General features: G+C 68.0%; 27 protein-coding genes and 1 tRNA gene. 19 read left to right on the top strand and 9 right to left on the bottom strand.

The window, feature by feature from the left end; translation table 11 throughout:
- Positions 1–95 precede the first annotated feature (95 nt).
- From rlmH to P2PM1_RS11685, 5 genes are all read left to right on the top strand, one after another.
- Positions 96–581 carry a 23S rRNA (pseudouridine(1915)-N(3))-methyltransferase RlmH gene (gene rlmH / locus P2PM1_RS11665; RefSeq protein WP_186397190.1) on the top strand — a complete coding sequence of 162 codons (486 nt, stop codon included), beginning with the start codon at positions 96–98 and terminating at the stop codon, positions 579–581.
- 250 nt (positions 582–831) lie between these two features.
- A complete protein-coding gene (locus tag P2PM1_RS11670; protein WP_186388822.1) occupies positions 832–2,196 on the top strand; it encodes a murein hydrolase activator EnvC in 1,365 nt (454 codons plus the stop codon).
- Positions 2,193–3,527 (top strand): S41 family peptidase, encoded by a 1,335-nt coding sequence (locus P2PM1_RS11675; RefSeq protein WP_186388821.1) that lies wholly within the window; start codon positions 2,193–2,195, stop codon positions 3,525–3,527. Before P2PM1_RS11670 ends, P2PM1_RS11675 begins: the two co-directional genes overlap by 4 nt.
- A 73-nt stretch (positions 3,528–3,600) precedes the next feature.
- On the top strand, positions 3,601–4,782 hold the full coding sequence (locus tag P2PM1_RS11680; RefSeq protein WP_208985261.1) for a divergent polysaccharide deacetylase family protein: 1,182 nt from the start codon (positions 3,601–3,603) through the stop codon (positions 4,780–4,782).
- Positions 4,783–4,927: 145 nt separating this feature from the next.
- Positions 4,928–5,428 (top strand): RNA pyrophosphohydrolase, encoded by a 501-nt coding sequence (locus P2PM1_RS11685; protein WP_186399179.1) that lies wholly within the window; start codon positions 4,928–4,930, stop codon positions 5,426–5,428.
- Positions 5,429–5,563: 135 nt separating this feature from the next.
- Here the strand turns inward: P2PM1_RS11685 and queG are convergent, their stop codons facing one another.
- Positions 5,564–6,751, bottom strand: a complete 1,188-nt coding sequence (gene queG, locus P2PM1_RS11690) for a tRNA epoxyqueuosine(34) reductase QueG (RefSeq protein ID WP_186399441.1) — start codon at positions 6,749–6,751, stop codon at positions 5,564–5,566.
- Positions 6,748–7,440, bottom strand: a complete 693-nt coding sequence (locus tag P2PM1_RS11695) for a glutathione S-transferase family protein (RefSeq protein WP_186397188.1) — start codon at positions 7,438–7,440, stop codon at positions 6,748–6,750. Before P2PM1_RS11695 ends, queG begins: the two co-directional genes overlap by 4 nt.
- 128 nt (positions 7,441–7,568) lie before the next feature.
- Here P2PM1_RS11695 and P2PM1_RS11700 point away from each other — a divergent pair, with 128 nt between their 5' ends.
- Positions 7,569–8,375: an undecaprenyl-diphosphate phosphatase gene (locus P2PM1_RS11700; protein WP_186388818.1), complete on the top strand. Its 807-nt coding sequence runs from the start codon at positions 7,569–7,571 to the stop codon at positions 8,373–8,375.
- Here P2PM1_RS11700 and P2PM1_RS11705 read toward each other — a convergent pair.
- A complete protein-coding gene (locus P2PM1_RS11705) occupies positions 8,358–9,383 on the bottom strand; it encodes a YafY family protein (RefSeq protein WP_186399180.1) in 1,026 nt (341 codons plus the stop codon). The two genes, P2PM1_RS11700 and P2PM1_RS11705, sit on opposite strands and share 18 nt — an antisense overlap.
- Positions 9,384–9,549: 166 nt before the next feature.
- Between P2PM1_RS11705 and P2PM1_RS11710 the strand changes: the two genes are divergently transcribed.
- Positions 9,550–9,915 carry a DUF1127 domain-containing protein gene (locus P2PM1_RS11710; RefSeq protein ID WP_186399181.1) on the top strand — a complete coding sequence of 122 codons (366 nt, stop codon included), beginning with the start codon at positions 9,550–9,552 and terminating at the stop codon, positions 9,913–9,915.
- A gap of 13 nt (positions 9,916–9,928) precedes the next feature.
- On the opposite strand, the gene P2PM1_RS11715 is transcribed toward P2PM1_RS11710, so the two are convergent.
- Entirely contained in the window at positions 9,929–10,933 is a 1,005-nt protein-coding gene (locus P2PM1_RS11715) for a complex I NDUFA9 subunit family protein (RefSeq protein WP_186399182.1), read from the bottom strand.
- Between the two features lie 321 nt (positions 10,934–11,254).
- On the opposite strand from P2PM1_RS11715, the gene P2PM1_RS11720 reads away from it, so the two are divergent.
- From P2PM1_RS11720 to ptsN, 8 genes are all read left to right on the top strand, one after another.
- Positions 11,255–11,341: transfer RNA gene (locus P2PM1_RS11720), tRNA-Leu, on the top strand.
- 213 nt (positions 11,342–11,554) lie between these two features.
- Positions 11,555–12,190, top strand: a complete 636-nt coding sequence (locus tag P2PM1_RS11725) for a ribonuclease D (protein WP_186399183.1) — start codon at positions 11,555–11,557, stop codon at positions 12,188–12,190.
- A 146-nt stretch (positions 12,191–12,336) separates the two neighbouring features.
- A complete protein-coding gene (gene lptC / locus P2PM1_RS11730; RefSeq protein WP_186388812.1) occupies positions 12,337–13,047 on the top strand; it encodes an LPS export ABC transporter periplasmic protein LptC in 711 nt (236 codons plus the stop codon).
- Entirely contained in the window at positions 13,044–13,658 is a 615-nt protein-coding gene (lptA, locus tag P2PM1_RS11735) for a lipopolysaccharide transport periplasmic protein LptA (protein WP_186388811.1), read from the top strand. Before lptC ends, lptA begins: the two co-directional genes overlap by 4 nt.
- Positions 13,659–13,784: 126 nt before the next feature.
- A complete protein-coding gene (lptB, locus tag P2PM1_RS11740) occupies positions 13,785–14,588 on the top strand; it encodes an LPS export ABC transporter ATP-binding protein (protein ID WP_186399184.1) in 804 nt (267 codons plus the stop codon).
- A 220-nt stretch (positions 14,589–14,808) separates the two neighbouring features.
- On the top strand, positions 14,809–16,368 hold the full coding sequence (gene rpoN / locus P2PM1_RS11745) for an RNA polymerase factor sigma-54 (RefSeq protein WP_186399185.1): 1,560 nt from the start codon (positions 14,809–14,811) through the stop codon (positions 16,366–16,368).
- 456 nt (positions 16,369–16,824) lie between these two features.
- The gene (gene hpf / locus P2PM1_RS11750; RefSeq protein ID WP_186388808.1) at positions 16,825–17,403 is read left to right on the top strand and encodes a ribosome hibernation-promoting factor, HPF/YfiA family; all 579 of its coding nucleotides are present in this window, start codon (positions 16,825–16,827) and stop codon (positions 17,401–17,403) included.
- 88 nt (positions 17,404–17,491) lie between these two features.
- Positions 17,492–17,956, top strand: coding sequence for a PTS IIA-like nitrogen regulatory protein PtsN (gene ptsN / locus P2PM1_RS11755; RefSeq protein WP_186388807.1), 465 nt, complete (start codon positions 17,492–17,494; stop codon positions 17,954–17,956).
- Between the two features lie 148 nt (positions 17,957–18,104).
- On the opposite strand, the gene P2PM1_RS11760 is transcribed toward ptsN, so the two are convergent.
- Positions 18,105–18,362 (bottom strand): DUF1150 domain-containing protein, encoded by a 258-nt coding sequence (locus P2PM1_RS11760; protein WP_186388806.1) that lies wholly within the window; start codon positions 18,360–18,362, stop codon positions 18,105–18,107.
- Between the two features lie 77 nt (positions 18,363–18,439).
- Positions 18,440–18,868 (bottom strand): Hsp20 family protein, encoded by a 429-nt coding sequence (locus P2PM1_RS11765; protein ID WP_067223553.1) that lies wholly within the window; start codon positions 18,866–18,868, stop codon positions 18,440–18,442.
- A gap of 421 nt (positions 18,869–19,289) precedes the next feature.
- On the opposite strand from P2PM1_RS11765, the gene P2PM1_RS11770 reads away from it, so the two are divergent.
- The 4 genes from P2PM1_RS11770 (at position 19,290) to P2PM1_RS11785 (ending at position 24,546) form a co-directional block, all read left to right on the top strand.
- A complete protein-coding gene (locus tag P2PM1_RS11770; protein WP_186388805.1) occupies positions 19,290–19,898 on the top strand; it encodes a hypothetical protein in 609 nt (202 codons plus the stop codon).
- Positions 19,899–19,914: 16 nt separating this feature from the next.
- Positions 19,915–21,600: a methyl-accepting chemotaxis protein gene (locus P2PM1_RS11775; protein WP_186399186.1), complete on the top strand. Its 1,686-nt coding sequence runs from the start codon at positions 19,915–19,917 to the stop codon at positions 21,598–21,600.
- 277 nt (positions 21,601–21,877) lie between these two features.
- The gene (locus P2PM1_RS11780) at positions 21,878–22,876 is read left to right on the top strand and encodes a helix-turn-helix transcriptional regulator (RefSeq protein WP_186399187.1); all 999 of its coding nucleotides are present in this window, start codon (positions 21,878–21,880) and stop codon (positions 22,874–22,876) included.
- A 257-nt stretch (positions 22,877–23,133) separates the two neighbouring features.
- The gene (locus P2PM1_RS11785) at positions 23,134–24,546 is read left to right on the top strand and encodes a pilus assembly protein TadG-related protein (RefSeq protein WP_186399188.1); all 1,413 of its coding nucleotides are present in this window, start codon (positions 23,134–23,136) and stop codon (positions 24,544–24,546) included.
- Between the two features lie 105 nt (positions 24,547–24,651).
- On the opposite strand, the gene P2PM1_RS11790 is transcribed toward P2PM1_RS11785, so the two are convergent.
- From P2PM1_RS11790 to P2PM1_RS11800, 3 genes are all read right to left on the bottom strand, one after another.
- Positions 24,652–25,419, bottom strand: coding sequence for an alpha/beta fold hydrolase (locus P2PM1_RS11790; protein WP_186399189.1), 768 nt, complete (start codon positions 25,417–25,419; stop codon positions 24,652–24,654).
- 54 nt (positions 25,420–25,473) lie between these two features.
- On the bottom strand, positions 25,474–26,295 hold the full coding sequence (locus P2PM1_RS11795) for an alpha/beta fold hydrolase (protein ID WP_186399190.1): 822 nt from the start codon (positions 26,293–26,295) through the stop codon (positions 25,474–25,476).
- Between the two features lie 139 nt (positions 26,296–26,434).
- On the bottom strand, positions 26,435–26,875 hold the full coding sequence (locus P2PM1_RS11800; protein ID WP_186388799.1) for a hypothetical protein: 441 nt from the start codon (positions 26,873–26,875) through the stop codon (positions 26,435–26,437).
- Between the last annotated feature and the right edge of the window lies 1 nt (position 26,876).

Genomic DNA, 26,876 nt, shown 5'->3' on the forward strand with positions numbered 1-26,876 from the left:
GCAGCCCGCCGGGCCCAGCGCTGGCGGGACGAGAGGTTTTGGCCGCCTGCCGCCCCCTCAAGACCGATCCAAAAGCAGAAAGTCCCGGCTCGCCCATGCGCCTGCACATCGCCTGTATCGGCCGCATGAAGGCCGGCCCGGAGCGCGAGTTGATGGGCCGCTACGGCGCGCGCATCGACAAGGCCGGGCGGAGCGTGTCGCTCGGTCCGCTGTCGGTGATCGAACTGCCCGAGTCGCGCAGCCCCCGCGCCCAGGACCGCAAAGCGGAAGAGGCGCGTGCGCTGCTGGCCGCCTTGCCGGCGGGCGCGGCGATCCTCTGCCTCGACGAGACCGGCCGCGACATGACCAGCGAAGCCTTCGCCGAGGACCTGGCGAAGCTGCGCGACGCCGGCACCGCCGACCTGGCGCTGGCGATCGGCGGCCCGGACGGGCACGGCGAGGCGCTGCTGGAGGCCGCGCGTCTCAGGCTGGCCTTCGGCCGGATGACCTGGCCGCACCAGATCGTGCGGGCGCTGGCCGCCGAACAGCTCTACCGGGCGGTGACGATCCTGTCGGGCCATCCCTATCATCGGGGTGCCTGAGTTGGGGGGTACCTGACGCCGGGGACTGCCCGTATTCCGCCCCAATTCTCGTCTAGGGCTTGCGGTGACAGGCAGGATCGTGGGTTTACCAATCGTTAGGGTTGACGTTTCGTTAACGTCCCTGGGGCAAGCTGGTCATCCATAGTCAGCCCCTCCGGGCTCCCCGCGTCCGGCGGATCCCGCACCGGCACGACCGGCGTCGCGGTCCGCACGGGCGCAACGGTGAACATGCGACCAACTGCCGAGAGCCATGCGGACAGGTCATCTGCTGCTGATCCTCAGTCTCGCCGCGCTCGCGGCGGCCGCTGCGCCGCACGGGTCCGGCCGGAGCCTGGCCAGCGAGGAACAGATCGAGACGGCGCAGCAGGCCGCCGCCGCCGATCCGGCCTCCGAACCGGACGGCCTGGCCGAGCGCAAGGCTCGCCGCGAGGAGGAACTGTCGACGCTGACCCGCGACCTGTCGCTGTCGGCGGACCGGCAGGCCGCGCTTGCCCGGGAAATCCGCGCCATCGAGCGCGACCGGCAGGCGCTCAACGCCGACCTCTTGCGCACGGCGCAAAGGGTGACCCGGCTGGAGGAGCAACTGGCGGCGACGGAAGACCGTTTGCGCCGCCTGGGAGAGAACGAGGACGCAGTGCGCGCATCCCTTGTCGAGCGACAGGACGTGCTGGCCGAGGTGCTCTCGGCGCTGCAGCGCATCGGCCGGCATCCGCCGCCGCCGCTCGCCGTGCAGCCGCACGACGCGCTGGCCGCGGTGCGCAGCGCCCTGCTGCTCAACGCGGTGATGCCGGAACTGCATGTGGAAGCGCAGGCGCTGGCGAGCGATCTCGCCTCGCTGCGCCAGCTCAAGGTGTCGAGCGCCGCCGAGCGCGACCGGCTGGTCGCCGACGGACAGCGCCTTGCCGAGGAGCGCACCCGGGTGGAGATGCTGGTCGCCTCGAAGAAGCGCGACCACGAGAGAAGCGAGGCGGAACTGGCCCAGGAGCGCGACCGCTCGCGGCAACTGGCCGAGGAAGCCGGCACTCTCAAGGATTTGATCGCGGCGCTGGAACGCGACATCGCCAGCGCCCGCAACGCGGCGGACGCCGCCCGCAAGGCCGACGCGGAGCGCCGTGCGGCGCCGCGGCCGAGCGATCCGTTCAGCGATCCGGGCCGGCTGGCGCCGGCCATCGCCTTCGCCGACGCCAAGGGCCGCCTCGGCGATCCGGTCTCCGGCACGGTGCTGCGGGACTTCGGCGCGGAAGACGGTTTCGGCGGCACGGCGCAGGGGCGCTCGATCGCCGCCCGCACCAATGCCCAGGTGGTGGCCCCGGCGGACGGATGGGTCGTCTATGCCGGACCGTTCCGTTCCTACGGCCAGGTCTTGATCCTGAACGCCGGCGACGGATATCATATCCTCCTTGCCGGCATGGACCGGACGAATGTCGAGCAGGGACAGTTCGTGCTGGCAGGGGAGCCTGTCGCGACGATGGGAGAGACGCGCGTCGCAAGCGCGGCGACCCTCGACCTCGTCGCCCCGCAACCCGTGCTCTATGTGGAATTTAGGAAAGACGGCGTTTCGATCGATCCCACGCCTTGGTGGGTTCGGCCCGAAGAAGAAAAGGCTCGCGGATGATTCGGAAAGCTTCCCTGTTGCTGGTCGGTGCGCTCATCGGTGGCGCGACAATCACCGCCCTCTCGCAGATGCCGGTGCGGGTCAGCGGCGTGGCCAACGCCGCCGCCTCCGACACCTACCGGCAGCTCAACCTCTTCGGCGACGTCTTCGAGCGCGTGCGCTCCGACTATGTCGAGGTCCCGGACGACGCGGCGCTGATCGAGTCGGCCATCAACGGCATGCTGAGTTCGCTCGATCCGCATTCGAGCTATCTCTCGCCCAAGCACTTCCGCGACATGCAGGTGCAGACGCGCGGCGAGTTCGGCGGCCTCGGCATCGAGGTGACGATGGAGGACGGCCTCGTCAAGGTCGTCACCCCGATCGACGACACGCCCGCCCACAAGGCCGGCGTCATGGCCGGCGACTTCATCACCCATCTCGACGGCGAGCAGATCCAGGGCCTGACCCTGTCGGAAGCGGTCGACAAGATGCGCGGGCCGGTCAACACCGGCATCGAGCTGACCATCCGCCGCGAGGGCCGGGCCGAGCCGATCAAGCTGACCATCACCCGCGACGTCATCCGCATCAAGTCCGTCCGCTTCCGCGAGGAGGGCGATGTCGGCTACCTGCGCGTGACCCAGTTCAACGAGCAGACCTATGACGGGCTGAAGGACGGCATGAGCGAGCTGGCCAAGAAAATCGGCTCCGGCAAGCTCAAGGGCTTCGTGCTCGACCTGCGCAACAATCCCGGCGGCCTGCTCGACCAGGCGATCGCCGTCTCCGATGCGTTCCTGCAGCGCGGCGAGATCGTCTCGACCCGCGGCCGCAACGCCGACGAGACCCAGCGCTACAACGCCCGCTCCGGCGACCTGGCCAACGGCAAGCCGGTGATCGTGCTGATCAACGGCGGCTCGGCCTCGGCCTCCGAGATCGTCGCCGGCGCCCTGCAGGACCACCGCCGGGCCACCGTGCTCGGCACCCGGTCCTTCGGCAAGGGGTCGGTGCAGACCATCGTCCCGCTCGGCGCCAACGGCGCGATCCGGCTGACGACGGCGCGCTACTACACCCCGTCCGGCGTCTCGATCCAGGCCAAGGGCATCACCCCGGACATCGAGGTGCTGCAGGAACTGCCCGAGGAACTGCGCGCCAACGGCGCCGAGACCAAGGGCGAGGCGGGCCTGCGCGGCCACCTGCAGGGCGAGGGCGAGGAAGAGTCCGGCAGCCAGGCCTATGTGCCGCCGGACCCCAAGGACGACGCCCAGTTGAAGCTGGCGCTCGACCTGCTCAACGGCGTTCAGGTGAACAGCGCCTTCCCGCCGGTCGGCGACCGGAAGGCCGCGGTTCCGAACTGACAGCAACGACCGGGTGCGGGCGCCCTGGGGAGGGGAGGCCGCACCCGCCCGTCTTGAAAGCGGATGAGGCACCATGGCGGGAAATGACCTCTCGACTCCCCTCGGGCTGAGCAAGAAGAGATATCTCAACCTTCCGCTCGGGCTGATCGGCGCCGGCATGATCACCCTGCTGGCACTGACCGCCTTGGTGTGGATCGGCGTGGTCGACGATCCGCTCGGCGGCGAGCCCACCGCCTCGATCCCGCTGGAACGCTCCCTCGACGGCCTGACCGCTCGCGACTTCGGCGTCGTGGAGATCCGCCCCTCGCTGCCCGAGCAGGGCGAGGCGAGGTCACAGGTCGCGGATCGCGACGAGACGCTGGGTCCGCGTTTCGAACCCAAGCCCCTCTCCGGACACGAGACCGGCACGCCCGTGGACGAGGCCGCCCCGGCGCTCGTCGCCGGCCAGGGCCTGTCGGAGCGGCCGGATGCGCGCGTGAGCGAAACGGGTCCGCATGGCCGCCTGCCGACCGTCTCGGAGACCGGGCTGCGGCCGCTCGACATCTATGCCCGGCCGGTCAGCCAGACCTTCGCCTCGGTGCCGAAGATCGCCATCGTCGTCGGCGGCCTCGGCCTGTCGCAGACCAGCACCCAGGCAGCGATCGACCGGCTGCCGCCGGACATCACCCTCGCCTTCGCCCCCTACGGCTCCAGCATCGACCGCTGGATGCAGCAGGCCCGCCGCGCCGGCCACGAACTCCTGCTGCAACTGCCGATGGAACCGTTCGACTATCCCGACAACGATCCGGGGCCGCACACGCTGCTGGTCAGCCACTCGCCCGACGAGTTGCGCGACCGGCTCGCCTGGTTGATGAGCCGGCTCTCCAACTATGTCGGCGTGATGAACTACATGGGCGCCCGCTTCACCGCCACGGAGGGATCGCTGCAGCAGTTGCTGGGCGAGGTCACCCGGCGCGGGCTGATGTATGTGGACGACGGCTCGTCCTCGCGCAGTGTCGCGACCTCGACCGCCAGCGGGCTGCGCACGCCCTTCTCCCACGCCGACCTCGTCATCGACGACGTGCCGCGGCCGAAGGAGATCACCGCCCGGCTGCTGCAACTGGAAGGGGCGGCGCGGGCGCGCGGCATGGCGGTCGGCATTGCCAGCGCCCTGCCGGTGACCATCGACGAACTCGCCAAATGGTCGCGCGACCTGGAGGAGCGCGGGCTGCAGCTCATCCCGATCAGCGCCTCGATCGACCGGGTCGGCCAGTAGCGCCGCGCGCCTGCCCATCGTCCCTCTGCCCGTCGTCCCTCTGCCCGTCGTCCCCGCCTGTCAGGCACCTCTCCGCTTGCCGCCAGCCTCTCGCCCGCGTATCACCCTCGCCTATCCTCGCAGCCTCGCCGAAGGAGACCGCCGCGTGCTCAGCCCCACCGCCCTGCCCGACTATCGCCCCTGTGTGGGTGTGATGCTGCTCAATGCCGAGGGCCTGGTGTGGACCGGCAAGCGGGCGCCGGAGGGCGGCGCGGACCCGGACTATTGCTGGCAGATGCCGCAGGGCGGCATCGACGCGGGCGAGGACCCGCTCGCCGCCGCGCGCCGCGAGCTCTACGAGGAGACCGCGATCGCCTCGATCTCGCTGATCGCCGAGGCGCCGTCCTGGTTCTCCTACGACTATCCGCCGGAGATCGTGCCGATCCGCCACAAGGCCCGCTACAAGGGCCAGACCCAGAAATGGTTCGCCTTCCGCTTCGAGGGCGAGGAGCGGGAGATCGACATCCTGACCCCGCCCGACGGCCACAAGGCGGAATTCTGCGAGTGGCGCTGGCGGCGGGCGGAGGACCTGCCCGGCCTTGTCATCCCGTTCAAGCGCGCTGTCTATGAAAGCGTCGTGCAGGCGTTTTCCGCCTTCACCCGCTAGAGCGCTTTCCGATCAGGTGGAATCACCTGATCGATAAGAAATCGCTCCAGATTCAATACCTTGAGCATATTCTTGTCGTTCAGATCGGTTCGATCTGAACGGAATATGCTCTAGAATTCGCGGGGCGTCGGCGGATCAGGACGACTGTCCGCCCTGCCCATCTGCCGTGCACGCGGCAAGTCCGACCTGCCATTCCGCGCGCACCTCGCCGTCGTCTTCGCTCGCCATCCGCAAGCCGGCGAGGCGGGAAAAGGCGTCCGCCGCCAGCAGGCGCGACAAGGCCCACACGGCCGCGCCGCGCACCAGCGGGCTGGCGTCGCCGAGCAGCGCCTCCACCCTTGCGACAAGCGACGACGCCCCGGAATTGCCGGCGGCAATCAGCACGTTGCGCAGGAAGCGGTCGCGGCCGATGCGCTTGATCGGCGAGCCGGAAAAGAGCGCACGAAAGGCCGCATCGTCCAGCTCAAGCAGGTCGGCGAGGGCGGGCGCGCGCAGCTCGTCGCGGGCGATCAGCCGTGCCTCGCGCGCCTCGACCGCGAACTTGTTCCAGGGACAGGCGGCGAGACAATCGTCGCAGCCATAGATGCGGTTGCCGATGGCGGTGCGGAAGGCGCGCGGGATCGGCCCCTTGTTCTCGATGGTGAGATAGGAGATGCAGCGGCGCGCATCGAGCCGGTAGGGCGCGGGGAACGCCTTCGTCGGGCAGGCGTCGAGACAGGCGCGGCAGGAGCCGCAATGGTCGACCTCGCCCTCATCCACCGGCAGCTCCAGATCGGTGAAGATCTCGGCGAGGAAGAACCAGGAGCCGAGCCGGCGCGAGACGAGATTGGTGTGCTTGCCCTGCCAGCCAAGGCCCGCCTGCTGGGCCAGCGGCTTTTCCATCACCGGGGCGGTGTCGACGAAGACCTTCACCTCCCCTTCATCCAGCCCCATCCGCCGGGCCTGCGCCAGCAGGTGCTGCGCCAGCTCCTTGAGCCGGCCCTTGATGATGTCGTGATAGTCGCGGTTGCGGGCATAGACGGAGATGGTCGCCCGCTCGGGCGCGCCCAGCGTCGCCAGCGGATCCTCGTCGGGCGCGTAGGAGAGCGCGAGGCTGATCACTCGGCGTGCCTCCGGCCACAGCGCCTGGGGCGCGGCGCGCCGCTCCGCCGTCTCGGCCATCCATGCCATCGAGCCGTGATGGCCGGCGGCGAGGAACCGTGAGAGATTTTCGGAGGTCCGCGGCGGGGGATCGGCGAGGGCGATGCGCATGTCGTCGAAGCCGAGCGCCCGCGCCTTGTCAGCGAGCGCGGCCTTCAGCCGCTCCGCCTGCTGCGGGCTCAGAAGTCGAGGTCGGCATAGACCGGCGCCGGCGGCATGCCCAGCATCTTCTCCGCCAGCAGCGGACGGAAGCTCGGGCGCGACTTCATCCGCGCGTACCACGCCTTGACGTTTTCCTCCTCCGCCCATGGCACCTCACCCAGATAATCGGCGCAGGACAGCTCCGCCGCGACGGCGAAATCGGCGAAGGTCAGCCGCTCGCCCGCCAGCCAGTTGCGCGAGGCGGCAAGATAGCCGAAATAACGCAGATGGTGGCCGATATTGGCGCGCGCGGCGCGCAGGATGGCCGAATCCGGCGATCCGCCGCCCTGCGAGGACGGCATGTCCTGCTTGTAGATGCGCTCGCGCACGAAGGGGCCGATCACCTCGTTGTCGAGCTTGTTCACCGCCCAGTCGACCAGCCGCCGGGTCTCGGCCCGCGCGTCCGGATGGTCGGGCATCAGCCGCCGGTCGCCGACCGCATAGCCACGCGTCTCGTCGAGATATTCCATGATGGCGAAGGCGCCGCACACCGGCGGGCCGTCATTCTCCCGCAGCACCGGCAGGGCGCCGGCCGGATTGAGCATCAGGAACTCGCGGCGGCGCTCCCAGGGGCGCTCGGTGACAAACTCCACCTTTGCGCCGTATTCGGCGAGCACAAGCTGCACGAAACGCGACTGCGGCGAGAACGGATGGCGATACAACGTCAGCATAAGAGGATCGTAACCGGTTACGGTTAATCAAACGGTGCAGAGCGGGCGGCACCATGAGGCGCCCGTATACGCTGCAGCACGTCGTCACACAACGCAGCAATTCCCCAGGAAGCCGGAGAGTTCAGCCCATGCAAACGGAGACGCTCGTCGGAGCGCTGATCCTTGGCCTTGTCGAGGGCCTGACCGAGTTCATTCCCGTTTCCTCGACGGGGCATATCCTGCTGCTGGGACATTTCATCGGATTCGAGAGCACCGGCAAGTCCTTCGAGGTGCTGATCCAGCTCGGCGCCATCCTCGCCATCCTCTCCGTCTATTTCCACCGCCTGTGGACCATTGCCGTCGCCCTGCCGCACGAGGCGGTGGCCCGGCATTTCGTCGCCGGCATCCTGCTCGCCTTCCTGCCGGCGGCGGTGATCGGCGTGCTCGCCCATGGCTTCATCAAGGCGGTGCTGTTCGAATCGCCGGCGCTGATCTGCACCACGCTGATCCTGGGCGGCATCGCGCTGCTCGCCGTCGACCGGATGAAGCGGGTGCCGCGCTATGACGACGTGATGGACTATCCGCTGTGGCTGTGCCTGGCGATCGGCTTCTTCCAGACGCTGGCGATGGTGCCCGGCGTCTCGCGCTCCGGCGCCACCATCGCCGGGGCCCTGCTGCTGGGCACCGACAAGCGCTCGGCGGCGGAGTTCTCGTTCTTCCTGGCGATGCCGACCATGGCCGGCGCCTTCGCCTACGACCTCTACAAGAACCGCGACATCCTGTCGGTGGACGACGTCACCGTCATCGCCGTCGGCTTCGTCGCCGCCTTCGTCACCGCCGTCTTCGTGGTGCGCGGGCTGCTCAATTTCGTCAGCCGGCACGGCTTCGCGCCCTTCGCCTGGTGGCGCATCGGCGTCGGCCTTGCCGGTTTCGCCGGCCTATATCTCGTCGGCTGAGGCCTCCGCCGCCATCGCCGCCAGGTCCTGCGCGAGCCGGCGGCGCAGATCGTCGGGGGCAAGCAGCCGCGCCCCCGGCCCCAGCCAGCGCACCAAGGGCAGGATCACCTCGGCCTCGGTGCTGGGAACGCACACCTCCAGCCGCGTGTCGGCGGCGCCCTCCCCGCTTGGCGCGCCGAAAATCGCGTGGCGATAATACCAGTCGCGCCGCAGCCGCTCTGCCTGCTCCTGCGTGACGAGCAGCCGGCTGACCCGCCCTTCGCCTTCCCAGCGGCGCATGGCGCGCGACAGCCAGGCGCGGCCGATCTGGCTCTGCACCGACAGCGAGGCGCGCGGGCGAAAGCCGAAGCCGCCGACCTCGATCTGCCGCACCCGGTCGGCGCGGATCAGCCGCTCCGACCCCAGATCGACATCGTGGCCGAACAGATACCAGCGGTCGCGGTCGAACAGGATGCCGTGCGGCTCCATGTCGTAGTCGGCGCTGCGGCCGCGATAGGGGTTCTCGTGGGTGAGGCGCACGCGCTTTGCCGCCAGCAACCCTTGCATGAAGCGGTCGACGGCAAGCTGGGTGTCGCCCTCGCCGGTGCCGTCCGGCTCGGGATGGAAGATGTCGACGGGCGGGCACTCGATGCCGACGATGCGCTCGCCTTGCGCGAAGAGCTCGCGCGCGGCGCGCGGCAGCGAGGTCAGCAGCTTGGCCTCGGCCGCATCGAGCTCCGACAGCAGCGGCGTCGCCCGCAAGCCGCGCACCAGGGCCAGCGCCACCAGCAGCGCCGCCGTTTCGCCGCGGGTCAGCGCCACCGGCGGCTGCAGGTAGTCGCGCGCCAGCCGGTAGCCGCCTTCCGCCCCGCGCTCCGCCTCCACCGGAATGCCCAGCGCCAGCAGCCGGTCGACATCGCGGTAGATGGTGCGCACGGAGACGCCGAATCGCTCCGCCAGTTCGACCGCGCTGCGCTGGCCGCCGGTCAGCAACAGCAGGATGCCGAGCGCCCGTTCGATGGCGTTCATCGCTCTTGTCTCCGGAAAAAATCGCCTGCCGCGACACTGCCCGAACATACCTGACGCGCTGGTGTCAGGTATGCCCTGCCATCCTGCTTTGCATCGCCGCTTTCCACAATGCAGCGCCCTCGACGGGCCTCACGGGGAGAGCGGCCAGGCAACAGGAGAGACAGTCATGACCGACATGCGCGTGAACCGGACCGGAGCGATCAGGACTGCCGCGGTCAACGCCCGAACCGCCGGGACGGGAACGCCCCCGAACAGCCCTGCGACGGCCGATCCGTATGATTTTCCGACGCCGCCGCGCTTCCTGCCGGCGCTCCTGCTGGGGCGGGCCATACAGATGCTTGTTGCCCGCTGGTGGGAGTGGCGCTCGGCCCGGCGCACGCGAGCGGCGCTGGAGCGGCTGGACGAGGCGGGCTTGCGCGATATCGGCCTGTCGCGCGGCTATTATGGCTATGAGCCGGACGACGACATGATCAGGTACGAGCGGATGCGCGTCGGCCGGCCCGAGGCGAGCCGTCGCCAGCCCCGGCGCTGAGGGGGACGGGGTCTCAGACCTCCGGGCCGGGGGTCATCCGGTTGGCGGCATATTGGCCGTGCTGGCGGAACCGATCCAGATAGGTCGGCAGGATCGCCGCGAGAGTGCGCGGTTCGATGCCGACCCCTTTGAGCGTCCGCCCCTGCGCCTCGGCCTCGCCCGAGACGACGTTGTCGACCTTCAGCATCTCGACCTGGTCGACCGTCAGCAGGGGCTTGGGCAGCATCTGCAGGACCCGCGCCTGGAGGCGGGCGAGGCGGAAGGGCAGCGGCAGCAGCAGGCGGTTGCGGCGAATCACCTTCAGCATCGTCTCCAGGCACTGGCGGAAGGAAAGCACCTCCGGCCCGCCGAGTTCATAGATGCCGCCGGGCCTCAGCTCGCCGTCGACCGCGCGGGCGACCATCTCGGCGACATCGCCGACGAAGACCGGCTGGAACTTGGTCACGCCGCCGCCGACCAGCGGCAGCGCCGGCGACATCCGCGCCATGGCGGCAAAGCGGTTGAAGAAATCGTCCTCGGGACCGAAGACGATGGAGGGGCGCAGGATCACCGCCTGCGGCACCGTCTCCAGCACCGCCTGCTCGCCGGCCGCCTTGGAGCGGGCATAGGCGGCGGGAGAATTGGCATCGGCGCCGATCGCCGACAGATGCACCACCTTGTCGATGCCGGCGGCGCGTGCCGCCTCGGCAACCGCGCGCGGGCCGAAGGACTGCACCGCGTCGAAGGTCTGGGCGCCGGCCTCATAGAGGATGCCGACCAGGTTGACCACCGCATCCGAGCCCTGCACCGCCCGGTCGACCGACCAGCGATGGCGCAGGTTGGCCTGCACCGGCATGATCTGGCCGACGGCGCCGAGCGGCTGCACATGCTCGGCCAGATCGGGACGGCGCACCGCCACCCGCACCCGGTAGCCGCGCCGGGCCAGCGCCCGGACCACGTGACGCCCGATGAAACCCGAGCCGCCGAATACGGTGACGAGCTTGCCGTTCAGGGCCTTCGAACCAGATGCCGCGGACATGACTGTCGCTCCCTTCGTGACCATCTTCCTGGCCGGCGCCGTCCCTGCCTGTGACGGTGCGCCGGCGATGGCCTCTGCGCCTATGATCGTCTTCGCGCCGGCGGGGCCGGGCCCCGCAAGTCGGTCGGCGCTCTGCCCGGACCCCCGTCTGCCGACGCAGCGATTCGCGCGGCCGGCGGAGGGGGAGACCCGGCAAAGCTGCCTGCCGGTCTCAATAGCCCTTGCATCCGCGTCTGTGAAGGCCGGTTTTGCACATACGTGGACACATCGCAAAACCCCCGTTGACAAGCCTGCGACCGTTCCTTACAAGCGCGCCTCACAGCCCAGGTGGCGGAATTGGTAGACGCACTAGCTTCAGGTGCTAGCGCTCGAAAGGGCGTGGAGGTTCGAGTCCTCTCCTGGGCACCAAATTCGTCCCGGACATGCCAATAGGTCCGAGACACACGAAAAAGGCCCGGTTCGCCGGGCCTTTTTTCGTTTTGGGTCGCCGGCCCCGACCAGGCACGGACGCGGCACCGGCTGGCGCCTCCCGCAGACGATGGACGCGGCCGGGAAACGCCGATATCAAGGGCGTCACTTTCGACAAGGCACAGATCCGCATCCCGCCAGGAGGCCCCCTGCATGACCATTCGCCTGCATCGCGGCGACCTGCCCGATCTCTCCGCGCCCGAAATGGCCGCCTACCGGACGGCAAGCGCGGTGGCCATCGACACCGAGACGCTCGGCCTCAAGCCGCATCGCGACCGGCTCTGCGTGGTGCAGCTCTCGGCCGGAGACGGCAGCGCGGATGTGGTGCAGATCGCGGCAGGCCAGACCAGCGCGCCGAACCTTGCGAAGCTGCTCGGCGATCCGGCCAAGACCAAGATCTTCCACTTCGCCCGTTTCGACGTCGCCGTGCTGTCGCACGGGCTCGGCATCGACTGCGCGCCGGTGTGGTGCACCAAGATCGCCTCGCGGCTGGTGCGCACCTATACCGACCGGCACGGGCTCAAGGACCTTGCCCGCGAACTGGTCGGCGTCGAGATCTCCAAGCAGCAGCAGAGCTCGGACTGGGCAGCCGAAAGCCTCACCGAGGCGCAGCTCGCCTATGCCGCCTCCGACGTGCTCTACCTGCATGCGCTGAAGGACAAGCTCGCCGAGCGGCTGGAGCGCGAGGGGCGCACCCAGATCGCCGAGGCCTGTTTCGGCTTCCTGCCGGCGCGGGCGGCGCTCGATCTCGCCGGCTGGGACGACACCGACATCTTCGCCCATAGCTGAGACCGGCGCCTCTTTCCGGCGGAGGCAGACAGGACCCGCCCGGCCCCCTATATAGGGGCAGGATGAGGAATGCGCGCGGCCCGCATGGGCGCGGACCGGTGCCGCATCGCCATCGCCGCGACAGGACCAGACGGACGGACACGGGCTTGGACCAGGAGGCCTACAGACTGCAGCCTGCCTTCGACGGGCAGGATTTCGGCGGGCCCGAGGAGGCGGGCGCGTATGATCCGGTGCGCGAGGCCGCCCGCCGCGCGGCTGCCCGCGAGGCGGCCCGCCGTCACAGCCGCCGCGTCCGCCGGCTGCGGTTCCTGGTGCCGGGCGCCGGCATCGTGATGATGCTCGTCGTCGTCGCGATGATCGCGGTCAGCAGCATCCTTTCCGGTCTCGGCCTCGGCCTGATCACCATCACCGCCGACGGTCTCGTCATGGACAGTCCGGAACTGTCCGGCCATGACGGCGAGCGCTCCTACAAGGTCTCGGCGCGGCGGGCGATCCAGCGGATCAGCGATCCCCGCATCATCGACCTGGAACACATCACCGCAGACCTGCGGCTTTCGGCCGAGCAGAGTGTTCGTATTGTTGCCGCACGCGGCACCTATAACAGCTCGGCCGAAACGCTGAGGCTCGACGACGGCGTCGACGTCACCGCCAATGGCGGCGAGACGGCGCGCTTCGGCTCGCTCGACGCCAACCTGAAGAGCGGGCAGTTGCGCAGCGAGGAAAAGACGCTGTTCACCTCCTCCTTCGGCTCGCTGACCGCCGGGCGGATGCGCTTCGACCAGGACGCGGGTACACTGACCTTCACCGACGGCATCTCCATGACGGTGATGCCGCCGAACGCGGAGAAAGCTCCATGATCGCATCGCGGCACGCCCTGCCCGCCCTTTCCGCCCGTCTCGCCGCCGCCGCCGGCGGCGCTCTTCTCGGCCTGGCGCTCGCCACCGGCAGCGCTCTCCTCAGCTTGGCGCTCGCCACCGGCAGCGCCGGGGCCCAGACCTTTTCCGACGCCTTCGCCGGCTTCGGCTCCAACGAGCGCGAGCCGATCCAGATCGAGGCGCGCGAGCTGCAGGTGCAGGACAAGAGCCAGAGCGCGATCTTCACCGGCGACGTCGTCGTGACCCAGGGCGACGCGATGCTGAAGACCCAGCGCCTGGTCGTGCATTACGACGGTTCCGCCGCCGGCGGCGTCAACCAGCGCATCTCGAAGCTGGAGGCGAGCGGGCGGGTCTATATTTCGTCGAAGGACCAGACCGCGACCGGCGACCAGGCCTCGTTCGACATGAACCGGCAGATCATGGTGATGACCGGCGGTGAAGTAGTGCTGTCGCAGGGGCCGAACGTGGTCGTCGGCAACAAGCTGACGGTCAACCTGAAGACCGGCAAGGCCGATCTCGAGGCGCCGAAATCCGGCCGCGTCAGGGTGCTGATCCAGCCGAACACCCTGCGCGAGACCGCGCCGCAGAACTGATCCGGCGCGGAACGACGGCGGGCGCGGCGGATTGAACGAGCGCCGCCTTCATGCAATGAAGCAACAAGCAAGACCGACGAGGCGGCCCACGCCGCCTTTCCGCGCCGCGCAACTGTGGACCGATCCGTGAACATCCTCTCCATCTTCCGCAAAGGCACGCAGGACCGGACCGGAACCGCCCTCCCGCCCTATGACCCGGCCAGCGAGGACGGGCTGCTCGTCGTCGACGGTATCGGCAAGAGCTACAAGCGGCGCCAGGTGGTCCGCAATGTCAGCCTGATGGTCCAGCGCGGCGAGGCGGTCGGCCTGCTCGGCCCCAACGGCGCCGGCAAGACCACCTGCTTCTACATGATCACCGGGCTGATCCAGCCCGACCACGGCACCATCCGCCTCGACGGCTTCGACATCACCCGCCTGCCGATGTACCGGCGCGCCAGGCTGGGCATCGGCTACCTGCCGCAGGAAGCCTCGATCTTTCGCGGGTTGTCGGTGGAGGACAATATCCGCGCCGTGCTGGAAGTGGTGGAACCAGACCGCAAGCAACGCCAGCACGACCTCGACTCGCTGCTGGAGGAATTCGGCGTCACGCATCTGCGCACCTCGCCCGCGATCGCCCTGTCGGGCGGCGAGCGACGGCGCGTCGAGATCGCCCGCGCGCTGGCCAGCCGGCCGACCTTCATGCTGCTCGACGAGCCCTTCGCCGGCATCGACCCGATCGCCGTCGGCGACATCCAGCACCTGGTGCGCCACCTCACCCATCGCGGCATCGGCGTGCTGATCACAGATCACAATGTGCGCGAGACGCTCGGCCTGATCGACCGGGCCTATATCATCGCCGCCGGCGAAGTGCTGACCGAGGGCTCGCCCCTCGAGATCGTCGCCAACCCGGATGTCCGCCGGCTCTATCTCGGCGAGCAGTTTACGCTTTGATGCGAAAACTCCCATAGGGTACAAAGCAAGAAGCGGACCAATCGCGCCGGGGGGCAGGTGCGACGCGCGCCCGCATGTCCGGCGCCGCCGGCATGCAGGACGGACGGGTCCGGGGAGCGGGCGGAGGACGGGGCAGTTCCGCCGCCGGAGCGCGCGGGCATGGGCCCGCCGCGGCCGGGGTTTCCTTGCATCGAAATGCCCCGCATGTCCGGGAGCCTGCATGGCGCTGTCGCCAAAGCTCGAGATCCGCCAGGGCCAGACCCTGATCATGACGCCGCAGTTGATGCAGGCGATCAAGCTGCTGCAGATGTCGTCGCTCGACCTGACGAGCTATGTCGAGGCGGAGATGGAGCGCAATCCGCTGCTGGAGCGCGCGGAGGGCGAAGGCGGAGCCGGCGAGGCCGACAGCCCGTCAGAGCGCGAGGCGGCCGAGGCCGCGGCGCCCTCCTCTTCCGGAGAGGCGGAGGGCGATGCCTGGCTCAGCTCGGAACTGTCCGACAGCGCCCGCGACATCGCCCAGCGCCTCGACACCGATCTCGGCAACATCTATCCCGACGATCCGGGCACCGGGCGGACCGAGGCGGGGACGGGCGAGGCGCAGCAGCGCGACCCCTGGCAGACCGGCCTGACGACGCGCACCGGCTCGGGCGGTGCCTCGGAGGACTACAATCTGGAGGCCTTCGTCGCCTCCGACGTGTCGCTGCAGCAGCATCTCGGCGACCAGATGGTGCTGGCGATCGCCGATCCGGTGGAGCGTCTCGTCGCCCAGGTGCTGATCGACAATCTCGACGATGCCGGCTACCTGCGCCTCGATCTCGACGACACGGCGGAACGGATGGGCATCGATCGGGCGCGGCTCGACGGCATTCTCGCCGTGCTGCAGACGCTGGAACCGACCGGCGTCTTCGCCCGTTCGCTCGCCGAATGCCTGAAGCTGCAGCTCATCGAGAAGAACCGCTTCGACCCGGCGATGGAAAAGCTGATCGACAATATCGACCTGTTGGCGCGCCACGACCACGCGGCGCTGCGCCAGGTCTGCGGCGTCGACGACGAGGACCTGAAGGAGATGATCGCCGAGCTGAAGGCGCTCGATCCCAAGCCCGGCAGTTCCTTCGGCGAGACACTGATCCAGCCGGTGGTGCCGGACGTGATCGTGCGCGCGGCGCGCGACGGCGGCTGGTCGGTGGAGCTCAACACCGACACGCTGCCCAAGGTGCTGGTCAACCAGACCTACTATGCCCATATCAGCAGACAGGCCCGCGACGAGGCGGAGAAGAGCTTCCTCAGCGAATGCCTGCAGACCGCCAACTGGCTGGCCAAGAGCCTCGACCAGCGGGCGCGGACGATCCTCAAGGTGGCGAGCGAGATCGTCCGCCAGCAGGATGCGTTCCTGGTGCATGGCGTGCAGCATCTGCGGCCGCTCAACCTGAGGACCATCGCCGAGGCCATCTCCATGCACGAGTCGACCGTCAGCCGCGTCACCTCGAACAAGTACATGGCGACGCCGCGCGGCATCTTCGAGCTGAAATACTTCTTCACCGCCGCCATCGCCTCGTCCGGCGGGGGCGATGCCCATTCCGCCGAGGCGGTGCGCCACCGCATCAAGGTGCTGATCGACGCGGAAAGCCCCGACGACATTCTCTCCGACGACACGATCGTCAAAATGTTGAAGGACGAGGGGATCGACATTGCCCGCAGAACGGTTGCAAAATACCGGGAGTCCCTGCGCATTGCCTCTTCCGTCCAAAGACGGCGGGAGAAGAAGGCGGGCCGGGGCTGAAACCCGCACGGGCGCCGCGGACGCGGCGTCGGGCCGGGGGCGGCAGGGAAAGCCGGGGGCAGCAGGGAAAGGAAGGGTGACAATGAAGCCCTTGTTTCTTCAGGCAGTTGGCCGCGACTCCGGCCTCCGGGCCGGCCATAGCCGCGCTGCCGCAGCCCGGACTCCATTTGACTTCATGCAGCCGCACGCTTATAGACCCGCGCTCATGCGTGCCGGAAACGGCGCGCATGGTCGTATCGCGCGGAAGGACGGCGTGTTGCATGCGACCCCGGCGCGACAGCCGGCCGACGGGTTTCGGCCTGTGGGCACGACCGCGAACCGGGATGCAATAGGTCGGGTTGCGGATATCAATCCGGCCCGCGGTTTGTCACAGTGGGTTTGCCCCTGATGAAACTGGCGAGACTCACGCCATACTCATCGATGGGGTCGGTACGACCAGAACAAGAAGAGGTTCTCATGACACTGCGGATATCGGGAAAGAACGTCGATGTCGGCGAGGCTTTGCGGACGCATATCGAAGACCGCGTCGCGGAAGCCATCTCGAAATATTTCGACGGCGGCTATACCGGCCATGTCACGGTCGGGCGCGAAGGGTCCGGTTTCCGCTCCGAATGCCTGCTTCACCTCGACACCGGCATTGACCTGCAGGTGTCGGGCGACAGCCAGGACCCGCGCCAGAGCTTCGATGCCGCGGCCGAGCGGATCGAGAAGCGCCTGCGCCGCTACAAGCGCAAGCTGAAGGACCACCACGCCAATGGCGCCGCCCATGGGCGCGAGGTGTTCGAGGCGACCTCCTATGTCCTTGCGTCCGTGGAGGAGGAAGAGGAGGTTCCCGCCGACTTCACCCCGCTGGTGGTCGCAGAGACCGCCGCCAAGGTGAAGACCATGACCGTCGGCATGGCGGTGATGCAGCTCGATCTCGCGGAAGCGCCCGTCGTGGTGTTCCGCAATGCCGGCAGCGGCGCGGTCAACGTCGTCTACCGCCGGGCCGACGGCAATTACGGCTGGATCGACCCGGAAAACGCAGCCAGATAGACAGGCAGCCTGTCCGGCACGCCGCGTCCCCCAGCGGGATGCGGCGTTACGCCGGTTGCCTCCCGTTTCTCGAACCACGAGTCGCCTTATGGATCTCAACGATCTCATCACATCGAAAGCGATCGTTCCGAGCCTGAAAGCGAACAGCAAGAAGCAAGCGCTTCAGGAACTGGCCGCCAAGGCGGCCGCCGTCACCGGCCTGCCCGAGCGGGACGTGTTCGACACGCTGTTGCAGCGCGAACGCCTCGGCTCGACCGGGGTGGGCAACGGCATCGCCATTCCCCACGGCAAGCTCGTCCGCCTGGACAAGCTGGTCGGCCTGTTCGCCCGCCTGGAGCGCCCGATCGATTTCGATGCGCTGGACGACCAGCCGGTCGATCTCGTCTTCGTCCTGCTTGCGCCCGAAGGGGCGGGAGCCGACCATCTCAAGGCGCTGGCCCGCATCGCCCGCCGCATGCGCGATCCCGGCACGGTCGCCAAGCTGCGCGCCACCAGCGATCCCGACGCGCTCTATTCGATCCTGACGCAGCCGGTCGCCTCCAACGCCGCCTGACCGGCGGGAGCGGGCGAGGCGCCCTGCCCCAGCATCAAAGACCTCATACCAAAAGCCCCGGTTCCGAAAAGAACCGGGGCTTTTGCGTGTCGGGATTGTCCGGCGCGAGGCGCCCGTCCCGTCTCTCACCTGAGGGCCGTTTGCAGGCTCAGTGCAGCGCCACCGTGTGGAGCTGATGTTCGGCCGCGTTGGCCAGCGCCATCTCGCGGCTGTCCGACAGCATGATCGGCGTGCCGTCGGCGTTGAGCAGCACCCACAGGTTCAGGCCGGGACGCATGCGCGGGGCCTGCGGAAACAGGGTGCTGAGGTCGTCCGAGGTCATCGGCTTGACATAGGCGATCTGCCCGGTGCCGAGCGCCTGGAATTCTCCGGGCTTCATGGTGAACGTCTGGTGGTCATGTGTCATGGCATCGCTCCTTCTCGGCGGCCGGCCTGCGCCGCGCCGCCGCTTCGGTCCGTGTGCCGCCGGGGTCGAGGCCGGAGTCAGTCCCGCGCGTCGATCTCGATACGGCGCACGATCCGCTCGGGTTCGGGGCGGATCAGATCGATGGAAAGCAGGCCGTCCTTCAGTTCCGCGCCGAGGATCTCGATCCCCTCCGCCAGAACGAAAGCTCTTTGAAACTGCCGCGCGGCAATGCCGCGATGCAGGAACTGACGCGTCTTGTCGTCTTCCTGGCGTCCGCGGATCACGAGCTGACTCTCCTCGACGCTGACGTCGAGCTGGTCGCGGGTGAAGCCGGCGACCGCCAGGGTGATGCGGATGATTTCGCCGCGCGTCTCGGTCTTGGGCAGGCGCTCGATATTGTACGGCGGATAGCCGTCGTTCGAACCCTTGCTGACCCGGTCGAGCATCCGTTCCAGATCCTCGAACCCCAGAAGCAATGGCGAGGAAAACGCAGACATGCGCGTCATGTGCTTCAAGCCCTTTTCAAAGCGGCCCATTTCCAGACGACCGATCCGCCGGCGGACCCGGCGCGACCGAAGCGTCCCAATTGCCGGACCCTGACGGCATCCGGCCGGAACACGCTGGTTCCGTTCTCGTCATATATGGCGAGGACAATGGAGGAGTTCAAGAAAGGCATCGCGCAGGGCCCTCCCGCGCCCGATCTCAGCCACCCGCGAGGAGGCGTCGAAACACCTTGGAAAATATGCCGAGGCCTCCCGGTTTGTCAGATCTGATCGCATCGGCCGCGCCAGGACGCGCGCAGCCCTTCGCCAGCCCTCTGCCAACTCATTGAACTTTCTGAACAAAAAATAAGCAATCTGCCATAAATCCCTCATTAACCGACGCAGCGGAACCCTTACGCGATCCAATTTTGGACAGGAGCCCGAAATGCGACGCCTTGCCGGTATCTTCTTGTTGTCGTCCCTTGTCTTCGCCGGACAGGCGGCCGCCGCGCCACCGGTGCCCGACGTCAAGGCGCTGATCGACGATGCGTTCATCGCCCAGACTCGGGAATGGCTCGCCAACCCGATCGTGCCGCTGTCGATCAAGGCGCAGAACGAACTGCGCGGCAATATCGACCAGGCGACGATCGACGCGCTCGACGCGCAATGGATTGCCGAGCGCAAGAGCGACGACAAGCCGTTGATTTCCGCCACCCTGTCGGCGCCGCTGTCCAACTACCTGCTGCGCATCCAGGCGCAGACGCTGGGGCTCTACACCGAGATCTTCGTGATGGACGCCAACGGCCTGAATGTCGGCCAGAGCTCGATCACCAGCGACTACTGGCAGGGTGACGAGGCCAAGTTCCAGAAGACCTTCCCCTTCGGCGTCGGCGCCGTCTTCATCGACGAGCCGGAATGGGACGAGGACCTGCGGATCTGGCACGTCCAGCTCAACCTGACACTTTCCGACGAGACCAATGCCACGCCGATCGGCGCGGCCACCGTCGAGGTCAACCTTACCGAGCTCGCGCGCCGCGCGGCTCCGGCCAGCTAATTCGAGGGTGGATACCATGTTTTCCAGACTTTCCGTTTCCACCAAGGGCGCGATCGCCTTCGGTTGCCTGGCGCTGATCGGCGCGACGGGCGGCGCGATCACCTGGTCCAAGACCATCGCCGCCTCCGATGCGGTCGAGCTTGCCGAGCACGTCACCGAGATCTCGCGCGACGCCGACGACCTCAAGCAGGCCGTTCTCGAACAGGCCTTGTGGGTGAAGAATTTCCTGCTCACCGGCAACCGCGACTGGGTCGGCCAGGTCGAGGAGCAGACGGCCCGGATTTCCGGCCAGTTCGACGACCTGAAGCGGCAGCTTGCTTCGTTCGACGGCACGCTTGCCGGCGAGGCCGACACGATCCGTTCGGCCTGGAGCAGTTGGCGCACAGACTTCGCCAGCGAGCAGATCCGCCTGATGCGCGTGCCCGAGACGGTCGATCTCGCCCGCGCCATGGAGCTGACGCCGACCGGCGCCGGCCTGCTCGCCGCCACGTTCGACGGGGTCAGCCAGCTTCAGGCGACCTTGCAGGGCCGCGAGACCGCGCTCCTCGCCGAGCAGCGGTCGCAACTTGCCTCGGCGCAGATGGTGGCGCTCGGCAGCGGGCTGCTGATCACCCTCTTCGCCGCCATCCTCGGCTATCTCAACTTCGCCATGGTCTCGCGGCCGCTTGCCCGTCTCTCCGACGTGGTGCGCAAGCTCGCCGACGGCAACACGGAGGAGGAGATCGATCTCGGCAACCGGTCCGACGAGATCGGCCGCATGGGCCAGGCGCTCGGCGTCTTCCGCGCCAACCTGATCCGCACCCGCGAGCTGGAGGCGGAGACCGAGCACGCCCGGCTCGATGCGGCCGAGCGGCGGCGCATCGAGATGGAGCGCGTGGCGGCCAGCTTCGAGGAAACGGTGATGACCATCACCCGCGAGATGACCAGCGGGCTGGAGACGCTGAACGGCACCGCCGGCGCGCTGGCCGAGATCGCCGAAGGCACCACCCGCCAGGCGCTGTCGGTCGCCTCCGCCTCGCACCAGGCGACGGAGAACGTCAACACGGTCGCCAGCGCCACCGAGGAGCTGTCCGCCTCGATCGCCGAGATCAACGAGCAGGTGCACGCCTCCTCGAAGGTGGTGACGGAAGCCTCTAGCGAGGTCGAGCGCTCGAACCAGGCGGTCGGCAAGCTGCAGCAGGTGGTGGCCCGGATCGGCGACGTCACCAAGCTGATCACCGACATTGCCGAGCAGACCAACCTGCTGGCGCTCAACGCCACGATCGAGGCAGCGCGGGCCGGCGAAGCGGGACGGGGCTTTGCCGTCGTCGCCTCCGAGGTGAAGGCGCTGGCCGAGCAGACGGCCCGGGCGACGGAGGAGATCGATACCCAGATCTCCGAGATGCGCTTGGCGGCCGACGATTCCATCGTCGCGACCAATTCGGTCGCCGAGATGGTGCGCGCCATCCACCAGCGCACCTCGGCGATGGCGGCGGCGACGGAGGAGCAGAACGCGGCGACCAACGAGATCGCCCGCAATGTCGCCGAGGCGGCCAGCGGCACGCGCAGCGTCAGCAGTTCGATCGTCGACGTCACCGACCAAGCCACCCATACCGGCACGCTCAGCAACGAGATGCGGGAATCCATCCGCGACCTGCATGCGCGCTCCAACCGGGTGCAGGCCGCGATGGCCGAGTTCCTCGGCACCATCCGCGCCGCCTGACGGCCCCTCAACAACCGGCGGCCCGCTTCGGCGGGCCGCCGGACACCGGCTCCGGCACAAAGATGAGTCCACGGCCTAAACCTTTCGGCTAGTTGCAGACTGATGAGGATAGCGCCCATTGTTCCGTAGATGGTGCTGGTGCCCGGGGGCCAAATCGGTGACGATCCCGCCGGCAATCGGCCCGTAATGACTTCCTGACCGATCGGCTGACCCTGCGGAGCGCGCCGCCGGCCAGCGACGGCCAGGCTTTGGGCCGCATCGATGTTCCAGGAGCGACATGCCGAACACTCTGCCCTTTTTCGCTGCGCCCCCGCTGTCGGGCATCGGCTTCGAAACCATGCTGGACTCGTTCCGGGGAAAAGTCTCTCCCTTCAAGGCGCGGCCCGAATACGGGCGAGACACCAAGTTCCAGTGGTGGTCGAACGTGGTCGCCAGCCCGGACCTCGTTCTGCTGAACAAGGCCTATAGCGGCGACTGGCGTGCCGATCTCGACGCGAAGGACGAGGGCCTCACCATCATCCTTCCGGTTTCCGGGGGGCGGTCCAACGCGTTTATCGAGGGCGAGAAGATCACGGCGGTCCCGGATCAGGCCATCCTGGTCGCCAACTCGCGGCTGCAGGGCCTGACGGCCAGGGCCTATCCCCAGCTCGTCACCACATCGCTCATCGTCCAGGAAGGGGTGGTCAGCCGGACCCTGTCCTCCCTGTATGAAGGCGCGGTGCTCAGCCGGCTCGCCCTTCCCCCGCTTTTCGATCTTGCAACCAGCGCCGGCGCGACCTTCAAGCTGCTCGTCCAGACCATCGTCTCGGGAATGCATGGCGACAGGGTGCTGGAAAGGTCGCCGAAGTCGCTGGTCCTGCTGATCGAGGCCCTGCTGCGTCTCGTCTTCGAAACCCTTCCCCACCGGTTCAGCCACCGGGCGCGCGGCAGCCGGCTCGATGTGCTGCCGCGGCACGTCAAGCTGGCCGTCGATTTCATGCATGCGAACATGCATCTGCCGCTGACGGTCGGCGACCTCGCCGAAGCCGCGGGCGTCAGCGCCCGTTCCCTGCAGGCGGGCTTCCAGCAGTATTGCGGAACGACGCCCATCCTGCATCTGCGCCGCCTCCGCCTGGAGGCCGTTCACGTCGAGCTGTCGCTTCCCCAGAACGTGCTGCCCATCAAGGAGGTGGCCCTAAAATGGGGCTTTTCGCACCTCGGGCGCTTCGCGCAGCAATACCGGGAGACCTATGGCGTGCATCCATCGGTCACGGTGAAAAAAGCCCAGGGCCTGTAAACCCGCGCCCGGCATGCGCCGTGCCTCCCGTCGCCCCGACAATTCGCCAGCCTTACGCATATGATCCGTCCTCATGACCGAGGAGGGACTCGCGTTGAACCTTGCACATACTTCGCGCCAAAGTCGCAAAGACTGTCCGTTTGACGCCTCCTCTATCCGATTGGCGCAAGATCCCCCAGGGTCATCCAGGCGCTTAAGATTTCATTATTTTCTGTAGCTCTCCCTCGATCTTGCGTTTATTTCGCAGGAGATCGCGAGTGATTGTCAACGAAAAGAAAAAGGAAGGGGTCCGGTCGGCGGCCTGGTCGGTGGCCTGGTCGGCGGCCGGGGCAGTGCTTGCCCGCCTGTCGAAATTCGGGAGGGCAACCGAGGGCAGCGTCGCGATCCTGTTTGCCCTGTGCAGCGTTGTCCTGATCACCTGTGCCGGTGTCGGTATCGACTATGCCTCCGCCCTCAGGCTTCGGCGGGAGATGCAGCAGGCGCTCGATGCCGCGGTGCTGGCGGCGGCGACCCAGGAAAGCGACAGGTCGAGAGCGGCGACGGAGTTCTTCTCCGCCAATCTCGTCGGTGGCCGCGGGATCGAGATCTCCTTCGAGTTCTCGGAAGGGACCGGAGAGTTCTCGGGCGTGGCCAGGGCGCTGCTTCCCTCGAAGTTCATGACGGTGGTGGGGATCGATATGATCCCGGTGTCGGTGGAGTCGGGCGTGGCCGTGAAGACCGCGCAGGCCTGCATCTTCCTTGTCGACCGGCATGGCCACGATGCCTTCAAGGCCAATGGCGGCGGCAGGATCGACATGCCCGACTGCGAGATGCACGTGCATTCGAAGGCGCTTCCCGCCACCTGGATCGATTCGAAGAACATCGACGTCCAGCGCCTGTGCCTGGCCGGCCGGTTCGGCGGCAATGCCCGCCCCTGGCCGCCGGGCTTCGAGGAGAACTGCAGCCCCAGCGAGGATCCCTACAAGGGAAAGCTGCCGGTCATTTCCGCGACCATCGTTCGCGAAACCGCCTGCATGCCGGACGCGGCCCTGCCGGATGAAAAGCTGAGCCGCATGGTGTTCAAGCCGGGAACCTATTGCCGCTGGCCGAACATCAACAGCCATGTGCAGAGCGTCAAGTTCGAGCCCGGCGACTATGTGTTCAAGAGCGGGGTCTCGTTCAACGCCCAGCGGGTGGACTTCGGCGCGGGCACCTATCTGTTCAAGGGCGCCAACTTCACCTTCAACGGGGCGGTTCGGGACGTGCAGATGGGCGCGGGGCTCTATGTCCTGTCGGAGGGAAGCCGGCTGGTCTTCAACGACCAGAAGGTTTCGGGGGTCGGCGTCACCATTCATCTCGCCGACGCCAACTCGGCCTTCCTGACGGTCCAGGGCAACTCCCAGCTCGAGCTCACGGCGCCGACCGCAGGCCCCTACAAGGGCCTCGCGCTGTACGAAGCGCCGAATCTGCCGGTCGATGCCTGGGGGCGCTACACTCTCGACGGCGCGATGACGATCCGGGGCGGCGTGCATCTTCCGAGCCGCAACCTGCATCTCAACGGGAATGGCCGAATCGCCTCGGACGGGATGACGCTGGTCCTCAACAAGCTGAGCCTCGACGGCACGGTGGCGATCTCGCGCGGCGCAGCCACAACCGGGTCGGGCGGCTCGCGCGCCTATCTGCTGCGGTGACGCGGCCCCGCGCGTGCCGGTAAACAGACAGGCCCCGACGCTGCGGCGTCGGGGCCTTGCCTTGTCCGGCCGGCGCGGAGCTTACCGAACCGCTTACCGGGCCGCTTACCGGGCCGCTTCGACGATCAGCTCCGCGACGGTTCGCGGCTGCGAGATCATCACCACATGCGAGGCGCCTTCGACGACGACCGTGCGCCTCGACCCGGCGCGCTCGGCCATGAAGGCCAGCGCCTGCGCCGGGATGTTCCGGTCGCCGTCGCCATAGACGAAGTAGGACGGCAGCGCCTTCCAGGCCGGTTCGCCGGCCTTTTCCGTCAGCGCCGCTTCGGTGATCGGCCGCTGGGCGACCGCCATCAGCGCCGCCTCCCCGGCCGGAACGTCGTGCGCGAACTGGGCGTGGAACTTCGCCTGGTCGATCGAAAGGTCAACGCCGCCATCCGCGAGCCGGACCGGCGGCGCAAGCGCCTCGCCAAGGGTCCCGCCCGGGAACTTTCCGCTCAGCTCCGCCACGCTCTCGCCGGCCTCCGGCGCGAAGGCCGCGACATAGACCAGCGACTTGACGTTGGCGTGGCCGTTCGCCGCCGCCGAGATGACCTGACCGCCATAGGAGTGGCCGACAAGGACCACCGGACCGTCGATGCCGGTCAGAACGTCCGAGACGAGGCGCGCGTCGTCCGACACGCTGCGCAGCGGATTGGCGACGGCGACGGCGGTGTACCCGTCCTTCTGGAGCTGGGCGACGACGCCGTTCCAGCTCGAGGAGTCGGCGAAAGCGCCATGCACGAAGACGATGGTGGGCTTCGCCGGTTCGGCGACAGCGGCGCCGGACAGCAGCGCGGCGGCGAGCGCCAGGGTTGCAGCAAACTTGGACATGACAGGATCCTTCTCAGATCTGATGCGGTGTTGAGGTGCGGGCCGAGGACGGGCTCAGCCGCGGATGAAGGCGAGAACATCGGCGTTGAAGCGGCCGGCCTCGGTTTCGGCGAGGCCGTGCGAGCCGCCCTCGTAGATCTTGAGGGTGGCATCCGGAACGATCTGCGCCGCCAGGTGAGCGGAGGCCCGGATCGGCACGATCTGGTCGTCGTCGCCGTGAATGATCAGCGTCGGCCGGTCGATCCGCCGCAGGTCCTCGGTGTAGTCGACTTCCGAGAACTCGCGGACGCAGTCGTACTGCCCCTTGATGCCGCCCTGCAGGCCGATGCGGCGGAAGTTCTCGCGCAGGCCCTCGTTGCTTTCGACGCCCTCGCGATTGAAGCCGTAGAACGGCACGGTCAGGTCGAAGAAGAACTGCGAGCGGTTGGTCGCGGTGTTGTTGCGGATGTCGTCGAAGACCGACAGCGGCGTGCCCTCGGGATTGGCCGGCGTCTGCAGCATCAGCGGCGGAACGGCGCCGACCAGGACGACCTTGGCGACCCGCGCCGTGCCGTGACGGCCGATATAATGCGAGACCTCGCCGCCGCCGGTCGAATGGCCGACCAGGATCAGATCCCGCAGATCCAGCGCCTCGATCAGCTCCGCCAGGTCGTCGGCGTACTGGTCCATGGTGTTGCCGTCGAAGGTCTGGTCGGAGCGGCCATGGCTGCGCCGGTCATGGGCGATGACCCGGAAGCCCTTGTGGCCGAAGAACAGCATCTGCTGGTCCCAGGCATCGGACGACAGCGGCCAGCCATGGGCGAAGAGAATGGGCTGGCCGGTTCCCCAGTCCTTGTAGAAGAGGCGGGTTCCGTCGGTGGTGGTGAAATAGGTCATTGCGGTCTCCTGTTTTTATCGCTCACGATTATCTCGTGCACGATCTAAATAGGCGACCGCATACCCGATGTCAATCGCTCACGAATAGATCGTGTACGATTTTATGCGGGCAAGACAGCGACGGCGCCGAGGCCTGCCGTCAGCGAAGCCGCACCGCGTCGAGCAGGCCGATCCCCCGGTCGTTGCCCTCCAGCCCGTCCGCAAGATGCCACAGGCGCCCCTGCAGTCCGTAGCCCGGTGCCAGCCGCAGCGCCTCCCGCGAGCGGGCGGCGATGCCGCAGGCCAGCACCAGACGGCGACCGGGATACCGCCGCACCAGGTCCTTCAGCCCCGCATAGAAGGTGGCCAGCCCGGCTTCGTGCATTGGCCCGCTGCCGCCGGTCGGGAATGTCAGGCGCTCCTGCGCCAATCCCTCGACCGGCACCTCGTGCGGCGTCTCGCCGGACTGGCGGATATCGACGAGCAGATAGGCCGCGGGCTCGGCAAGCAGCGCTTCGGCCGCCACCTCCCCGTCCGCCGGGTCCGCGCCCGCCCGCGCGGCGGGCCCGGCCAGCATCGACAGCAGGACCGCGATGGCCATG

Source organism: Stappia sp. P2PMeth1 (assembly GCF_900185735.1).
In the GTDB taxonomy this organism is placed as follows: Bacteria; Pseudomonadota; Alphaproteobacteria; order Rhizobiales; family Stappiaceae; genus Stappia.

Excerpts from the sequence above, each read along its gene's own strand:
- rlmH (WP_186397190.1), top strand. The coding sequence starts at position 96 with ATGCGCCTGCACATCGCCTGTATCGGCCGCATGAAGGCCGGCCCGGAG.
- P2PM1_RS11670 (WP_186388822.1), top strand. The coding sequence starts at position 832 with ATGCGGACAGGTCATCTGCTGCTGATCCTCAGTCTCGCCGCGCTCGCG.
- P2PM1_RS11675 (WP_186388821.1), top strand. The coding sequence starts at position 2,193 with ATGATTCGGAAAGCTTCCCTGTTGCTGGTCGGTGCGCTCATCGGTGGC.
- P2PM1_RS11680 (WP_208985261.1), top strand. The coding sequence starts at position 3,601 with ATGGCGGGAAATGACCTCTCGACTCCCCTCGGGCTGAGCAAGAAGAGA.
- P2PM1_RS11695 (WP_186397188.1), bottom strand. The coding sequence starts at position 7,440 with ATGCTGACGTTGTATCGCCATCCGTTCTCGCCGCAGTCGCGTTTCGTG.
- P2PM1_RS11700 (WP_186388818.1), top strand. The coding sequence starts at position 7,569 with ATGCAAACGGAGACGCTCGTCGGAGCGCTGATCCTTGGCCTTGTCGAG.
- P2PM1_RS11705 (WP_186399180.1), bottom strand. The coding sequence starts at position 9,383 with ATGAACGCCATCGAACGGGCGCTCGGCATCCTGCTGTTGCTGACCGGC.
- P2PM1_RS11710 (WP_186399181.1), top strand. The coding sequence starts at position 9,550 with ATGACCGACATGCGCGTGAACCGGACCGGAGCGATCAGGACTGCCGCG.
- P2PM1_RS11715 (WP_186399182.1), bottom strand. The coding sequence starts at position 10,933 with ATGTCCGCGGCATCTGGTTCGAAGGCCCTGAACGGCAAGCTCGTCACC.
- P2PM1_RS11725 (WP_186399183.1), top strand. The coding sequence starts at position 11,555 with ATGACCATTCGCCTGCATCGCGGCGACCTGCCCGATCTCTCCGCGCCC.
- lptA (WP_186388811.1), top strand. The coding sequence starts at position 13,044 with ATGATCGCATCGCGGCACGCCCTGCCCGCCCTTTCCGCCCGTCTCGCC.
- rpoN (WP_186399185.1), top strand. The coding sequence starts at position 14,809 with ATGGCGCTGTCGCCAAAGCTCGAGATCCGCCAGGGCCAGACCCTGATC.
- hpf (WP_186388808.1), top strand. The coding sequence starts at position 16,825 with ATGACACTGCGGATATCGGGAAAGAACGTCGATGTCGGCGAGGCTTTG.
- ptsN (WP_186388807.1), top strand. The coding sequence starts at position 17,492 with ATGGATCTCAACGATCTCATCACATCGAAAGCGATCGTTCCGAGCCTG.
- P2PM1_RS11760 (WP_186388806.1), bottom strand. The coding sequence starts at position 18,362 with ATGACACATGACCACCAGACGTTCACCATGAAGCCCGGAGAATTCCAG.
- P2PM1_RS11765 (WP_067223553.1), bottom strand. The coding sequence starts at position 18,868 with ATGACGCGCATGTCTGCGTTTTCCTCGCCATTGCTTCTGGGGTTCGAG.
- P2PM1_RS11770 (WP_186388805.1), top strand. The coding sequence starts at position 19,290 with ATGCGACGCCTTGCCGGTATCTTCTTGTTGTCGTCCCTTGTCTTCGCC.
- P2PM1_RS11775 (WP_186399186.1), top strand. The coding sequence starts at position 19,915 with ATGTTTTCCAGACTTTCCGTTTCCACCAAGGGCGCGATCGCCTTCGGT.
- P2PM1_RS11780 (WP_186399187.1), top strand. The coding sequence starts at position 21,878 with ATGCCGAACACTCTGCCCTTTTTCGCTGCGCCCCCGCTGTCGGGCATC.
- P2PM1_RS11790 (WP_186399189.1), bottom strand. The coding sequence starts at position 25,419 with ATGTCCAAGTTTGCTGCAACCCTGGCGCTCGCCGCCGCGCTGCTGTCC.
- P2PM1_RS11795 (WP_186399190.1), bottom strand. The coding sequence starts at position 26,295 with ATGACCTATTTCACCACCACCGACGGAACCCGCCTCTTCTACAAGGAC.
- P2PM1_RS11800 (WP_186388799.1), bottom strand. The coding sequence starts at position 26,875 with ATGGCCATCGCGGTCCTGCTGTCGATGCTGGCCGGGCCCGCCGCGCGG.